Origin of the sequence: Rhizobium sp. BK181 (assembly GCF_014193305.1) — a bacterium.
In the GTDB taxonomy this organism is placed as follows: Bacteria; Pseudomonadota; Alphaproteobacteria; order Rhizobiales; family Rhizobiaceae; genus Rhizobium.
The window spans coordinates 66,256-80,649 of the sequence record NZ_JACHZA010000005.1 but is presented as its reverse complement, the minus strand read 5'-3'; the positions used below and the strand labels follow the sequence as shown (position 1 = coordinate 80,649).

The 14,394-nt window shown below is 61.2% G+C and carries 11 protein-coding genes, 1 other RNA gene and 1 pseudogene; 8 read left to right on the top strand and 5 right to left on the bottom strand.

From position 1 onward, the window contains the following. Positions 1–18 precede the first annotated feature (18 nt). Together gap and tkt are read right to left on the bottom strand one after the other, a co-directional pair. A complete protein-coding gene (gene gap, locus FHT77_RS14760) occupies positions 19–1,029 on the bottom strand; it encodes a type I glyceraldehyde-3-phosphate dehydrogenase (RefSeq protein WP_183755730.1) in 1,011 nt (336 codons plus the stop codon). Positions 1,030–1,091: 62 nt separating this feature from the next. After that, a complete protein-coding gene (gene tkt, locus FHT77_RS14755) occupies positions 1,092–3,065 on the bottom strand; it encodes a transketolase (RefSeq protein WP_183755729.1) in 1,974 nt (657 codons plus the stop codon). A 334-nt stretch (positions 3,066–3,399) separates the two neighbouring features. On the opposite strand from tkt, the gene FHT77_RS14750 reads away from it, so the two are divergent. From FHT77_RS14750 to FHT77_RS14715, 8 genes and pseudogenes are all read left to right on the top strand, one after another. Then, a complete protein-coding gene (locus FHT77_RS14750; RefSeq protein WP_114714520.1) occupies positions 3,400–3,675 on the top strand; it encodes a DUF4164 domain-containing protein in 276 nt (91 codons plus the stop codon). 13 nt (positions 3,676–3,688) lie between these two features. Continuing rightward, on the top strand, positions 3,689–4,066 hold the full coding sequence (locus FHT77_RS14745) for a cell division protein ZapA (RefSeq protein WP_183755728.1): 378 nt from the start codon (positions 3,689–3,691) through the stop codon (positions 4,064–4,066). Positions 4,067–4,126: 60 nt separating this feature from the next. Next, positions 4,127–4,285, top strand: a non-coding RNA gene (gene ssrS, locus FHT77_RS14740) — 6S RNA. Between the two features lie 52 nt (positions 4,286–4,337). Then, positions 4,338–4,421 (top strand): annotated as a pseudogene (locus FHT77_RS14735) (ATPase); the annotation flags it as partial. Between the two features lie 150 nt (positions 4,422–4,571). Beyond that, a complete protein-coding gene (gnd, locus tag FHT77_RS14730) occupies positions 4,572–5,591 on the top strand; it encodes a phosphogluconate dehydrogenase (NAD(+)-dependent, decarboxylating) (protein ID WP_183755727.1) in 1,020 nt (339 codons plus the stop codon). 106 nt (positions 5,592–5,697) lie between these two features. Then, positions 5,698–7,824 (top strand): mechanosensitive ion channel family protein, encoded by a 2,127-nt coding sequence (locus FHT77_RS14725; protein ID WP_183755966.1) that lies wholly within the window; start codon positions 5,698–5,700, stop codon positions 7,822–7,824. A 207-nt stretch (positions 7,825–8,031) separates the two neighbouring features. Further along, complete coding sequence (mprF, locus tag FHT77_RS14720) at positions 8,032–10,635, top strand: bifunctional lysylphosphatidylglycerol flippase/synthetase MprF (protein WP_183755726.1); 2,604 nt, start codon at positions 8,032–8,034, stop codon at positions 10,633–10,635. Then, entirely contained in the window at positions 10,632–12,014 is a 1,383-nt protein-coding gene (locus FHT77_RS14715) for a virulence factor family protein (RefSeq protein WP_183755725.1), read from the top strand. The genes mprF and FHT77_RS14715 overlap by 4 nt, the downstream gene beginning before the upstream one ends. Before the next feature lie 21 nt (positions 12,015–12,035). Here FHT77_RS14715 and FHT77_RS14710 read toward each other — a convergent pair whose 3' ends face one another. The 3 genes from FHT77_RS14710 to ruvA all read right to left on the bottom strand — a co-directional run bounded on the left by FHT77_RS14710 (position 12,036) and on the right by ruvA (position 14,370). After that, positions 12,036–12,599 carry a DinB family protein gene (locus FHT77_RS14710; RefSeq protein WP_183755724.1) on the bottom strand — a complete coding sequence of 188 codons (564 nt, stop codon included), beginning with the start codon at positions 12,597–12,599 and terminating at the stop codon, positions 12,036–12,038. 33 nt (positions 12,600–12,632) lie between these two features. After that, positions 12,633–13,673 (bottom strand): Holliday junction branch migration DNA helicase RuvB, encoded by a 1,041-nt coding sequence (gene ruvB, locus FHT77_RS14705; RefSeq protein ID WP_007527359.1) that lies wholly within the window; start codon positions 13,671–13,673, stop codon positions 12,633–12,635. Positions 13,674–13,752: 79 nt separating this feature from the next. After that, a complete protein-coding gene (gene ruvA, locus FHT77_RS14700) occupies positions 13,753–14,370 on the bottom strand; it encodes a Holliday junction branch migration protein RuvA (protein ID WP_183755723.1) in 618 nt (205 codons plus the stop codon). Positions 14,371–14,394 lie beyond the last annotated feature (24 nt).

Sequence of the window (14,394 nt, the reverse complement as noted above, 5' to 3'; positions counted from 1 at the left end):
AGATAATTCTGCAGGCTGTTAGATGAGCTTCGCGAAAGCGACGGCCGTGTCGGACATGCGGCTGGAGAAGCCCCACTCGTTGTCGTACCAGGACAGGACACGCACGAAGTTGCCTTCCATGACCTTGGTCTGATCGGTTGCGAAGATCGAGGAGTGGCTGTCGTGGTTGAAGTCGCGGGAAACGAGCGGCTCGTCGGTGTAGCCGAGAATGCCCTTCAGTTTGCCGTTCGCGGCCGCCTTGATCGCTTCGTTGATTTCGCCGACCGTCGTGGCCTTCTTGGAGACGAACTTGAAGTCGACGACCGAGACGTTCGGGGTCGGAACGCGGATCGACGTACCGTCAAGCTTGCCCTTCAGATGCGGCATGACGAGGCCAACGGCCTTGGCTGCGCCCGTCGACGTCGGGATCATGGACAGGGCTGCGGCGCGGGCGCGGTACAGGTCCTTGTGCATGGTGTCGAGCGTCGGCTGGTCGCCGGTGTAGGAGTGGATCGTGGTCATGAAGCCGTGGTCGATGCCGACCGCGTCATCGAGAACCTTCACAACCGGTACGAGGCAGTTTGTCGTGCAGGATGCGTTGGAGATGACCAGGTGCTCCTTGGTGAGCTGGTCGTGGTTGACGCCGAAAACGACGGTCAGGTCAGCACCGTCGGCAGGGGCCGAAACGATGACGCGCTTGGCTCCTGCAGCCAGGTGCAGGGCGGCCTTTTCACGCGAAGTGAAGATGCCGGTGCATTCCATCGCGATGTCGACGCCGAGTTCCTTGTGCGGCAGCGTCGCCGGGTCCTTGATCGCCGTCACCTTGATCGGCTTGCCACCGCCAACAGTGATCGTGTCGCCTTCGACCTTCACCTCGGCTGGGAACTTGCCGTGGATGGAGTCGTAGCGCAGCAGGTGGGCATTGGTCTCGACCGGGCCGAGGTCGTTGATCGCGACAACCTCAATGTCGGTGCGGCCGGATTCGACGATCGCGCGGAGAACGTTGCGGCCGATGCGGCCGAAGCCGTTAATGGCAACCTTTACAGTCATGTGCATTCACTCCCTAGAGATGGGGCTTGCGGATTGAGTTGGAGAGCGCTTGTGCGCTCCCTTTATAGCTTTGCTTCTGCGGCCGCGACCACGGCGTCCGCGGTGATGCCGAAATGTTCGAAGACCTTCTTTGCAGGGCCCGATGCGCCGAAGCCCTTCATGCCGACGAAGCTACCTTCCGGACCGATGAACGCATCCCAGCCTTCGCGGACGGCGGCTTCAACGGCGACCTTGACCGGCGAGTTGCCGATGACTTCCTTGCGGTAGGCCGCCGGCTGGTCAAAGAACAGTTCCGTGCAGGGAACCGAGACGACGCGGGTGGAAACACCCTTGCCTTCGAGCGTTGCGCGGGCCGCAACGGCCAGTTCGACTTCGGAGCCCGAAGCGAAGATCGTCACCTTCGCGTCGGCATTGCCAGCCAGCGTGTAGGCACCCAACTCGCAGAGGTTCCTTTCGCTGTACTCGGTACGCACCGGCGTCAAATTCTGGCGGGTCAGCGCGAGGGCGGACGGGTGGTTTTTCGTCTTGATGGCGATCTGCCAGCACTCGGCCGTCTCGGTCGGGTCGGCCGGACGGAAGACCCGCAGGTTCGGAACGGCACGCAGGCCGGCGATCTGCTCGACCGGCTGGTGCGTCGGGCCGTCTTCGCCGACGCCGATCGAGTCGTGCGTCAGGACGTGGATGACCCGGATGCCCATGAGGCTGGCGAGGCGGATCGGTGGGCGGCAATAATCCGAGAAGATCATGAAGCCGCCGCCGTAGGGAATGAGACCGCCGTGCAGCGCGATGCCGTTCATCGCCGAAGCCATGCCGTGTTCGCGGATACCCCAGTGCATGTAGCGTCCGGCGAAATCCGTCGGCGTGATCGAATGCATCTGGCTGGTCTTGGTGTTGTTCGACGGCGTCAGGTCGGCCGAACCACCGAGCGTTTCCGGCAGGAAGCCATTGATAACTTCGAGGGCGTCTTCCGATGCCTTGCGAGTGGCGATGACTGGCTTGGTCTCGATGAGCTTCTTCTTGTAGTCGCTGATCGCTGCGTCGAAGCCTTCCGGCAGGTCGCCGGCAAAGCGGCGAGTGAACTCAACCTTGTGTGCGGATTTGGCGAGACCGTCTTCCCACGACTTGACAAGGTCAACCGAACGGCTGCCGGCTGCGCGCCATGCGTCGAGGATGTCAGAGGGAATGACAAAGGGTTCGTATTCCCAATTCAGCGCCTTGCGGGTGGCTGCGATTTCATCGGCGCCGAGCGGGTTGCCGTGGACCTTGTGAGTGCCCTGCTTGTTCGGAGCGCCGAAGCCGATGATCGTCTTGCAGGCGATGAAGGTCGGACGGTCGGATTTGTGGGCGGCTTCGATGGCGGCGGAGATGGCAGCCTGGTCGTGGCCGTCGATCTCGATCGTGTTCCAGTGAACGGCCTTGAAGCGGGCAATCTGGTCGGTCGAGTCAGAGAGCGAGACAGCGCCGTCGATGGTGATCGAGTTGTTGTCCCAGAAGAGAACGAGCTTGTTGAGCTTCAGGTGGCCGGCAAGCGCAATCGCTTCATGGCTGATGCCTTCCATCAGGCAGCCGTCGCCGCAGATCGCATAGGTGTAGTGATCCTGCAGTTCTGCCCCGAACTCCTCGCGCAGCTTGCGCTCGGCGATCGCCATGCCAACGGAATTGGCAATGCCCTGGCCAAGCGGTCCGGTCGTCGTCTCAATGCCGGTCGCATGGCCATATTCGGGATGGCCGGCGGTCTTCGAGCCGAGCTGGCGGAACTGCTTCAGGTCTTCGACCGTCATGTCGGGATACCCGGTCAAATAGAGCAGCGAGTACAACAGCATCGAGCCGTGGCCGGCCGACAGCACGAAGCGGTCGCGGTTTGGCCAATGCGGCTTCTTCGGGTCGAACCGGAGATACTTCGTGAAGAGGATGGTCGCTACGTCGGCCATGCCCATCGGCATGCCAGGGTGCCCGGAATTTGCCTTTTCGACTGCATCCATGGCGAGGAAACGGATCGCATTTGCCATCCGGTCGTTTTGTTCAGGAGAGGTCATGGCTGTTCCACGGGGTTCCGGTGTCGGGGGATGGCCTCAAGCCTGTGGAGACCATCAATGAGAGCGGGTGACACATAGCAGTTGGAACGGCCAAGTCAATAAAATGAAGGCGTAGCAAAAGCCGCTCCAATCGATTTTAGACATTTGACCATCAATTCTTACAAAAGTTGAATGCCACACGCGGCAGCGATTGATTTTTGTCATCCACAGAATAGGTCTGCGGCTGCGGTACCGGCTTTATTGACGCGCCGTTGGCGAGGTGCGTATCCTTTTGAAAATACTGAATCGGGCGCACGCGCCGATTCGCGGGTCTTGCGCGGGGAACCGGAGAGACATGACGCCTACAGGCAAAATCATGGAAGCGGCACTGAACGAGCTGCGGCAAGCGATATCGGGGCTCGAGAACGCAGTCGACATGCGTATCGAGCACCAGCGAGAGCAGGGCGAGGTCGAAGGCGAGGTTCGCCGGATCCACGCGGATCGCTCTAAGCTTGCCCAGGAATTGGACCAAGCCGAATTCCGCGCGAACCGGCTGGAAGAAGTCAATCGCGAGGTCTCGCGGCGGCTGGTGACGGCCATGGAGACTATTCGCGCGGTTCTCGACCGATAGAAAGGCGCGGCAGATGGCGCAGGTAACGGTAACGATCGACGGCAAGGCCTATCGTATGGCTTGCGAGGAAGGGCAGGAAGATCACCTGACGGATCTCGCAACGCGCTTCGACAATTACGTCGGCCACCTCAAAGGCCAATTCGGTGAAATCGGCGACCTGCGCATCACCGTCATGGCAGGCATCATGGTCATGGACGAGATCTCCGAGTTGACCCGCCGGATTGCGGATCTTGAGTCCGAACTGGGCGCCTTGCGCAACAGCAGCGATACCGTGCTGGCGGCGAACGCCCGCACCGAAGAGACGCTTGCGGCTGCACTCGGCGAGGTGACGAGCCGCATTCGCGGTATCACCGACAAGCTGAACGGCAGAGCGCCAGCCGAGCTCAATTAAATCGGAAGGGCGTTCCGGGTCCCCTCTGGCGCGCCGCGGAAATCAGTCTTATATATCGGGTGCGGTCTGCGCCTCTCGACAGGAACCACAATCCCTGGGGCCATACTCGATCCAAAGGGAGCTGTCCCTGACCAGGCTCGTGGGCCTGGACACACGGTGCCCACCTACGTTTGTAGGCACCCAGGATCGTAAACATCCATCGGTTGCCGTGGATCGCGCTTCCCTCGCCGTCTCCGTTGCTTTTTGCGCGTGTGCTCGCACGGCAGACCCGTTCGTCGAATACGGCATCAATCTGCGGGAAGGTTTCTTCCTCAGTGAGATGCGGGGCGATCAGGCGACCGCGCCGGAATATTGAACGGCGAGACCGAGCCTCCCGCCTTGGAATTCTGTTGTTTCAGCTCGGTCGCCGGAATTGTCTGATCCATGCGACAGAGAGTTCGCTTGCTTGCTGCATAGCGAGTGCTAGTTTCCGCATCATATCGATTTAATTTCCAGGAGATTTGAGATGCAGCTTGGGATGGTAGGTTTGGGCCGCATGGGCAACTACATGGTTCAGCGATTGATGCGCGGTGGCCATGAATGCGTCGTCTACGACGCCAAGCCGGAGAGCGTTGCCGATCTCGTCGGCAAGGGGGCTGTCGGGACCGCCTCGCTTGAGGAATTCGTCTCGAAGCTGTCGCGCCCGCGCGCGATCTGGCTGATGCTGCCGGCGGCGATCACGGACAAGGTCATCGCCCAGATCGTGCCGTTGCTGCACGACGACGACATCATCATCGACGGCGGCAACTCGTACTATCACGACGACATCCGACGTGGCGCCGAACTCATCACCAAGGGCATCCACTACGTCGATGTCGGCACCAGCGGCGGCGTATTCGGTCTCGAACGCGGCTATTGCCTGATGATCGGCGGCGAGAAAGGAATCGTCCAGTCGCTGTCGCCGATCTTTGCATCCCTGGCGCCCGGGCAGGGAGATATTGCTCCTTCGGCGGGGCGCAGCGCGCATCCGGATAGCACTGCCGAACAAGGCTTCCTTCATTGTGGTCCGCACGGCGCCGGTCATTTCGTCAAGATGGTGCATAACGGCATCGAATACGGCCTCATGGCCGCTTATGCGGAAGGACTGAATATCCTGAAACATGCGAACATCGGTGCGACGACCCACGAGGTTGACGCGGAAACCGCGCCATTGGCCCACCCCGAGTATTACCGCTATGACCTCAACCTGCCTGACATTGCCGAAGTATGGCGTCGTGGCAGCGTGATCACATCCTGGCTGCTCGATTTGACCGCCGACGCGCTGCATGCCGATCCGGTCCTCACCAAGTATGCCGGTCGCGTTTCCGATTCTGGCGAGGGCCGCTGGACGATCATGGCGGCAATCGATGAAAGCGTGCCGACGCCGGTGCTCAGCGCCGCGCTGCATGGCAGGTTCTCGTCGCGCGACAATGACGAGTTCGCCAACAAGGTGCTCTCCGCTATGCGCGCAGGTTTCGGCGGACACGTCGAGAAGCCGAAGAGCTAGGTCGCAACTTTTCGTTTTCCACGCCCGCGCAGCGATGCCTGTGCGGGCTTTTCTTTTAAACAGCACGATATATTGTCGGGGGATCGCATCGAGGGGGCAAGGAATGATGGGTCCTGCAATTAGCGCACGCGGCATGATGCAGCTGCTGGTATCGATGATGTTCCTGTTCGCGTTTGCCGGCGCCTCCGCCGCCCAGACCGCTCCCGCTTCAACACCCTCCGCGACGATCGCTGCCGAACCGCCAGCGGAAGTGCGGCAAATACTCGAACTGATGCAGAAACCGCAGGTGAAAGAGTGGATGGCGACGCAGACGAAGCCTGCGCCGACCGCACCCACACAGCCGCAGACCGGCGAAATGTCGGCGCTTTCCGAGCTTGTCGGTCACGCCCGCCGTCATGTCGAGATGGTCTCGGACGCGGCGATGGAGTTTCCTGGCGAAGTGGAAACCGCCTCTGAGGTCGTTGAACGCGAGGTCGTTCCCAGCGGCTGGCTGCTGATAACCGCGGAGGTCGTTGCTCTGTTCCTTGCCGGCTTGGCTGTCGAGCTGGTCTTCCGCCTTATCGTGCCCAAGCCACGGATCCGGCAGACAGACGACGGGGCTGTGACCGTTGCCCATCATGCAACGGCAAATCTGCTTTATCGCATTGTTCCGGCGATCGTCTTTGCCATTGCGACGCTTGTTCCGCTGCTTGCCTTCAGTTGGCCGCCGATCACGCGCTCCATGGCGATCGCAATCGCGATCGCGCTCATCGTCGCCCGCTTTACCGTCGCATTGGGGCGGCTGCTGGTAGCTTTGGTCACCTTGCCACGCGCGGATGGCGAACGCCAGATCTCACGGGCACGGGCGCTTTTCTGGTTCCGCCGCTGCGCGGTCTTCGTCATCTACTTCGCCTTCGGCTGGGCAGTGATTCAACTCATGGCGCCGCTCGGCTTTTCCGAAGGCGCGCGCTATTTCGTCGGCTACATCCTCGGTCTTGGACTGTTTGCTATCGCGGTTGAGGCCGTTTGGTCCCGCCCTGTGGAAGAGGGAGAGCACCGTAGCCTGTCCCTTTCCTGGGGGCTGACGCTCTATTTCGGTCTGCTTTGGCTTCTCTGGGTTTCGGGATTCAACGTACTGCTTTGGATCGGCATCTATGTCGTGCTTCTGCCGCGTGCCCTTAGTGTTGCGACGCTCGCCGTTCGTTCCCTACATCAGGCGGAGGCAGGCTTTCTTGCAGGGCGACGCATCGCTACTGTATTGCTTGATCGCGGCGTTCGCGCCCTCATCATCGCGCTCGCAGCTTTCTGGCTGGGGCGCATGATCGGGCTTGCCGCCGACAGGATGGCGGCGGGAGAAACAATGATCGATCGGATCGCCCGTGGTGCGATCGGTGGCATCGTCATCCTGCTTGCTGCCGATCTGCTGTGGCATCTGGCGCGGGCCTACATTAACGGCAAGCTCGACGACTCTCGTATCGACGGGGCGCTTACGGATGAGGACAAGGCCAGCCGCGCGAGGTTGCAGACGCTGCTGCCGATCTTCCGCAATATTCTCGCCGTCGTCATCGCCGTCATTGCTGTGCTGATGGTGTTGTCGGGCCTCGGCGTCGAGATCGGTCCGCTGATCGCCGGTGCCGGGGTGGTCGGCGTTGCCGTTGGTTTCGGCGCGCAGACCATCGTGAAGGATGTGATCAGCGGTATGTTCTACCTGTGGGACGACGCCTTCCGCGTCGGTGAGTATATCGAAAGCGGCAGCCACAAGGGTGTCGTTGAGGCCTTCAGCCTGCGATCGGTTCGGCTCAGGCATCACCGTGGACCACTGACGACGGTACCGTTTGGTGAGCTCGGCGCAGTCAAGAACCTGAACCGCGACTGGACGATCGACAAGATCACCCTCAACGTGACCTACGACACCGACCTCGTGAAGGTGAAGAAGGTGATCAAACAGATTGGGCAACAACTGCTGGACAATCCCGATTACAGCCCGCACATCATCGAAACGTTGAAGATGAAGGGCGTGGAGCAGTTTGGCGACTTCGCGATCGTCATCCGGCTGGCAATGATGACCAAGCCCGGCGAGCAGTTCGTCATCCGGCGCAACGCATTGGCAATGATCCGCAACGCCTTCAAGGAAAACGGCATCGAGTTCGCTGTGCCGACCGTGCAGGTATCGAGCGAGAGCCACGAGGCTGATCATGCGGCCGCTGCCCGCCATCTGTCGCAGCTCTCGGGTTCGGGCGAGCCAGCGGCATAGCCCGGCGCTCGACCCCAGTCCGATCAACGTTACGAAATTGCAATGCGCAGAGCTGCGTCTTGCGCCAAATTTGCCCCAATTGGAGATGAAGGAGGCGACAACGGACGGGCTTGGGTCGGGGCAGACGCGCATTCATAGAGCTTGCATGCCGCCTATGTTACGTGCTTCGAACATCATCCGCTAAACAGGAAATTGTGACGGTACGAGATGTCGGGGCACGGCAAACTAGACGAAATCGAAGACGCCGACGAATCTGCAATACGCGGGTTCTTCAGGCGCTATCGCGCGCACCTGACGGCCCTGGTGACGCTCGCCCTCTTCTGTCTCGTCGGCTTCGCGATCGTGCAGCTCACGAACGAAGTGCGTTACGACGACGTTGTGCAGGCACTGGCCGACACCAAGGTCAGCTCGATCCTGTTGGCCCTGGTGTTCACGGGCCTGAGCTTCCTTGCCCTTGTTTTCTACGATGTGAATGCCATCGAATATGTTGGCCGCAAGCTGCCATTTCCGCAGGTGGCACTGACGGCTTTCAGCGCCTATGCGGTTGGCAACACGGCGGGATTCGGTGCGTTGAGCGGCGGCGCGATCCGGTATCGCGCCTACTCGCGCCTTGGCCTGACGCCGGAAGAGATCGGCCGCGTCATCGCCTTCGTGACGCTGTCTTTCGGGCTCGGTCTCGCCGGTGTCGCGGCGATCGCGCTTCTGATCATCGCCGATGAGATTGCGCCTCTGATCGATGTCGGTAGCCTTACGCTGCGGCTGCTGGCCGGTGCGGTGATCGCCGGCTTGGGCGTCATAATGTTCATGGGGCGCGACGGGCGCGTAATTCATCTCGGTCCGGTCGAGGTCCGGTTGCCGGACTCGCGGACATGGTCCCGGCAGTTCCTGGTCACCGCTTTCGACATCGCCGCCTCGGCGACGGTCCTCTACGTCCTTCTGCCGCAGGCGGCGATCAGCTGGCCGGTGTTCCTGGCCGTCTATGCGATCGCCGTCGGGCTTGGCGTCCTAAGCCACGTGCCGGCCGGTCTCGGCGTATTCGAGACCATTATCATCGCCTCGCTTGGCAGTGCGGTGAACATCGACGCAGTGCTCGGCTCGCTGGTGCTCTATCGCCTCATCTACAATGTTCTGCCGCTGCTGATCGCGGTCCTTGCCGTTTCGGCGACCGAACTTCGTCGGTTCGCGGATCATCCGGTTGCCTCGGGTATCCGGCGGATCGGGATCCGGCTGATGCCGCAGTTGCTCTCGACGCTGTCGCTGCTTCTCGGCGTCATGCTCATCTTCTCGAGCGTCACCCCGACACCCGACCAGAATCTCGAGTTTCTTGCCAACTACCTTCCCCTGCCGATCGTCGAAGGCGCGCATTTCTTGTCGAGCCTGCTCGGGCTAGCGCTGGTCGTTGCCGCCCGCGGCCTCGGCCAGAAGCTTGACGGCGCCTGGTGGGTATCGATTCTGTCGGCCGCGGCCGCGCTCACCTTGTCGCTACTGAAGGCGATCGCGCTGGTCGAAGCCTGTTTCCTTGGCTTCCTGATATTCGGCCTTTTCGTCAGCCGCCGGCTGTTCCGGAGGCATGCGTCCCTTCTCAACCAGACGCTGACGGCCTCGTGGTTGACCGCCATTGCTGTGATCTGCGTCGGCGCCATCGTCATCCTGCTCTTCGTCTATCGGGACGTCGAGTACAGCAGTGAGCTGTGGTGGCAGTTCGAATTTGCCGGCGAGGCGCCCCGCGGCCTGCGTGCGGTGCTCGGGTTGACGATCATTTCCTCGGCGATCGCGATCTTCAGCCTGCTTCGCCCTGTAGCGATCAAGCCAGAGCCTGCTTCGGCGGACTCTTTGCAGCGGGCGGTCGAGATCGTCGAAAAACAGCGATATGCCGACGCCAATCTCGTACGCATGGGCGACAAAAGCATCATGTTCTCCGAGAAGGGCGACGCCTTCATCATGTACGGACGGCAGGGTCGCTCCTGGATCGCTCTCTTCGATCCGATCGGCGAGCGCAGTGCGATCCCGGAACTCGTCTGGCGCTTCGTGGAGTCGGCGCGCGCAGCCGGCTGTCGCGCTGTGTTCTATCAGATCTCCCCGGCGCTTCTTTCCCACTGCGCTGATGCGGGGCTGCGGGCCTTCAAGCTCGGCGAGCTTGCCGTCGCCGATCTGAAGACCTTCGAGATGAAGGGCGGCAAGTGGGCGAACCTACGGCAGACCGCGAGCCGTGCGCAACGCGACGGCCTGGAATTCGAAGTGATCACACCGGAAAACGTTCCGGCAGCGATGGATGAGCTCGCTGCGGTTTCGAATGCCTGGCTTGAGGACCACAATGCCAAGGAGAAAGGCTTCTCGCTCGGTGCGTTCGATCCGGACTATATCCTTGCGCAGCCGGTTGGCATTCTCAAGCTCGAGGGCAGGATCGTGGCATTCGCCAACATCCTGATAACGGCGGCGAGGGACGAGGGCACGATCGATTTGATGCGCTTCTCTCCGGATGCGCCGAAAGGATCGATGGACTTCCTCTTCGTCCAGATCATGGAGTATCTGCGCGGCGAAGGCTTTGCGCATTTCAACCTCGGCATGGCGCCGCTCTCGGGCATGTCGAAGCGCGAGATTGCGCCGGTGTGGGACCGTGTCGGCAGCACCGTCTTCGAGCACGGTGAGCGCTTCTATAACTTCAAGGGTCTTCGGGCCTTCAAATCAAAGTTCCATCCACACTGGCATCCGCGGTATCTTGCGGTTTCCGGTGGAGGCAATCCGATGATCGCTCTCATGGACGCGACATTCCTGATCGGCGGCGGATTGAGAGGGGTAGTGAGAAAATGATGAAGAGACACCTTCTTGCAGCCGTCTTCGCCCTGTCTTTGTCCGCCCCGGCGGCAATGGCCGCGACCGAGACGACGCAGAGCTTTGAGACAGGGACAATTCCTTCCCCGCACATCTTCCTGCCCGATGGAGATGTGAAGGGGGCGGTCGTCCTGATTTCCGATGGCGCCGGCTGGGGCGACAACGAGAAAGCGGAGGCTGATCGGCTCGTCCAACAGGGCGCCGTCGTCATTGGCATCGACTTTACGACCTACATGGATGCGCTCAGGAATTACGACGTCAGCCAGAATGACGGCTGCATCTACATGGTGTCCGACCTTGAATCGCTGAGCCAGCAGGTGCAGCGCGCGGCGGGCAACAGCGCATACCATCTGCCGATCGTTGCCGGCGTCGGCGAGGGCGGCGCGCTGGCACTGGCGATTGCGGCGCAGACCCCGGATGCGACGATCGGCCAGACGCTGGCGATCGATCCGGCTGCCGGCATTCCGCTCACCAAGGAACTATGCACGCCGGCGAAGAAGCAGACGGTCGGCGATCGCATGGTATACGGGCTTAGCGATATAGCTCTTCCGGACCCGATCATCGCTTCGTTCACAGCGTCGGCGAACAAGGACGGTCGTGCGCACGTCGAAGAACTCAAGAAGCAGCACTCGGGCATCGATATCCGCGATTCCGGGGACGATGCCCAGACGACGCTCGCCGATACGCTCTCGGACCTGATCGATGCCTCCGGCAGCGCCGACAATCCGCTCGGTTTGCCGCTCACCATTCTCGATGCCAAGCCTGCCTTCGACACAATGGCGATCATTTACTCCGGCGATGGCGGATGGCGCGATATCGACAAGGAGGTCGGTGCGGCGTTGCAGAAGCAGGGCGTCCCTGTCGTTGGCATCGACTCGCTGCATTACTTCTGGTCGGAGCGCCAGCCGCAGCAAACGGCAGACGATCTCGGCAAGATCATCGAGCTTTATCGCAAGCAGTGGCAAGTGAAGCATGTTCTGCTGATCGGCTATTCATTCGGTGCCGATGTCGTGCCTGCTGCCTATACGCGACTGAAGCCGGCTGCGAAGGGATCCATCGCGCAGATGTCGCTCCTATCGCTCTCGCATGAGGTGGATTACCAGATCTCCGTCATGGGCTGGCTCGGCCAGAAGACGGAAGGTGCAGGCGGCGATCCCGTTGATGACCTGAAAAAGGTCGACGCGAAGATCGTCCAGTGCATCTACGGCAAGGAAGACGACGACGAGGTGGCTTGCCCTGACCTCAAGGATAGCGGTGTCGATGTGATCGCGCTTGCCGGCGACCATCACTTCGATGAGAATTACGAACTCTTGAGCAAGACGATCATCGACGGACTGAAGGCGCGACTTCAGGACTAGGCTGCACTCCGCGCCTTGCCGCTAGCGCATCAAATAGTCTTCACTCCAGCCGAGAGCGGCGATATCGGCGCTCCGGAAGCGGCCATCATCGGCGACAATGAATTCATCGAGTTGTGGTGGTGATACGCTCGTTCCTGCCAACATGGCATGGACCTGGCCGCGATGGTGTGTCTGGTGCTGGAACAGGTGGTTCAAAACGTCTTCCATCCGCTCGCGCTGAATGCGCCCAGAACGATGGAGCTCGGTCGTCGATGCCAGCTTTTCCGGCGTTGCCGCCTCGCAAAGGGCAACCAGCCGACAATCGACCTTGGCCTGCTCTGCGGCAAGCGCCGCGATGTCGCCGAATGGCTCCTCGACGTCCCAGGCGGCAGGCCCTAGTGTGCCGCCTTCTAAGGCATCGACGTAGAACCAGTCGACGGTCAGAATATGGTTGAGCGTTGCCTTGATCGACGGGAAGAAGCTTACCCGAGTTGCCTCGAACTCTCCCGGCATCAACTTGCTACAGGCTTCATGCAGGCGATGGTTCGCAAGCGCATTGTTGTAGGCGAGCTTGCGTGCGGTTCTACAGGGGTCGAACGTGGGCATCGGTTAACTCCGTTTTGACGCCCTTCCGCAGCATCAGTCGTCTTCCTGAAACAAGCGGAACTGCGCGGCCTCGAGATCCTTTGGGGGCTGCATGCCGAGGTGCTTCCAAGCAGTTGCCGTGAGCACGCGACCGCGCGGCGTACGCTGAATGAAACCTTGCTGGATCATATAGGGCTCGATGATGTCCTCGATCGCATCGCGCGGTTCGGAAAGACCGGCGGCGATGGTTTCGATGCCAACCGGGCCGCCGCCGAAGTTGACCGCAATCATGTTGAGGTAACGTTTGTCGAGCTGGTCGAGGCCCATGTTGTCGACGAGCAGGCGGGTCAGCGCCTCATCGGCAATCTCGCGGGTGACGGCTTCGGCCTTCGCTACTTCGGCGAAGTCGCGCACACGCCGCAGCAGGCGACCGGCGATACGCGGCGTGCCGCGGGCGCGCCGGGCAATTTCGCGCGCACCCTCGTCGGTCATCGGCAGGTTCATCAAGCGCGCGCCGCGACGAACGATCAATTCCAGTTCCTCTACCGTGTAGAAGCTCAGGCGGACGGGAATGCCGAAACGGTCGCGCAGCGGCGTTGTCAAAAGGCCAAGGCGTGTCGTTGCGGCAACGAGGGTGAATTTGGACAGGTCGATCTTGACGGAGCGCGCCGCGGGGCCTTCGCCGATGATGAGGTCAAGCTGAAAGTCCTCCATCGCGGGATAGAGGATTTCCTCGACGGCCGGATTGAGCCGGTGGATTTCGTCGATGAAGAGCACATCGCGTTCTTCGAGATTGGTCAGGAGGGCTGCGAGATCGCCCGCCTTGGCGATGACCGGGCCGGAGGTCGAGCGGAAATTGACGCCGAGTTCCTTCGCCATGATCTGCGCCAGGGTGGTCTTTCCGAGGCCGGGCGGGCCCACGAAAAGGACGTGGTCGAGCGCCTCGCCGCGGTTCTTCGCCGCCTCGATGAACACCTTCAGGTTTGCGCGTGCTTCCGCCTGGCCGGTGAACTCGTCCAGCGATTGCGGCCGCAGCGTCACATCCAGGTCTTCGCCTCGTTTCTCGGCCGATATCAGGCGCGCGGCTTCACTCATGCTGGCATTTCCCAATCTTCAAACGCTCGTGACCAATACACCAAGCCGAACGCTTTTGGCACCCGCTCGGGCAATTGGATCAGCGAGCCAGTTCCTTCAAGCCGAGACGGATGAGCTTGGCGCTGTCGGCACCTTCACCGGCGGTCTTCATGGCCGCTGCAACGGCGTTGGCCGCCTGATCGCGGGAGTAGCCGAGGTTCGTCAGTGCGGAGACCGCGTCGGCGACCGGAGCAGCTGCGACGCCTTCGCCCAACTCCTGCTTGAGGCCGATGGTGCCGGACGCTTCACCGGCAAAGGCCGGCGCCTTGTTCTTCAACTCGGTGACGATACGCACTGCGACCTTGGGTCCGACACCCTGAGCGCGGGCGACTGACGTGCGATCCTGCAGCGCAATGGCGTTCGCCAGTTCGCTTGGAGGCAGCGTCGAGAGCACGGCGAGAGCCACCTTTGCACCAACGCCTTGTACGCTTTGCAGGAGGGTGAACCATTCCCTCTCGAGCGCGGTCATGAAACCGAAGAGTTTCAACTGGTCTTCGCGAACATAGGTTTCGATGAAGAGCACACAGGCTTCGCCCACCGAGCCGAGGCGAGACAGGGTGCGCGCCGAGCAGAAGGCGACGTAGCACACGCCGTGGACATCGACGAGGACATAGTCGTCGCCGATTTCTTCGATGGTGCCTTTGAGCTTGCCGATCATGCAAATGGTCCGTTCGGTGGGTTG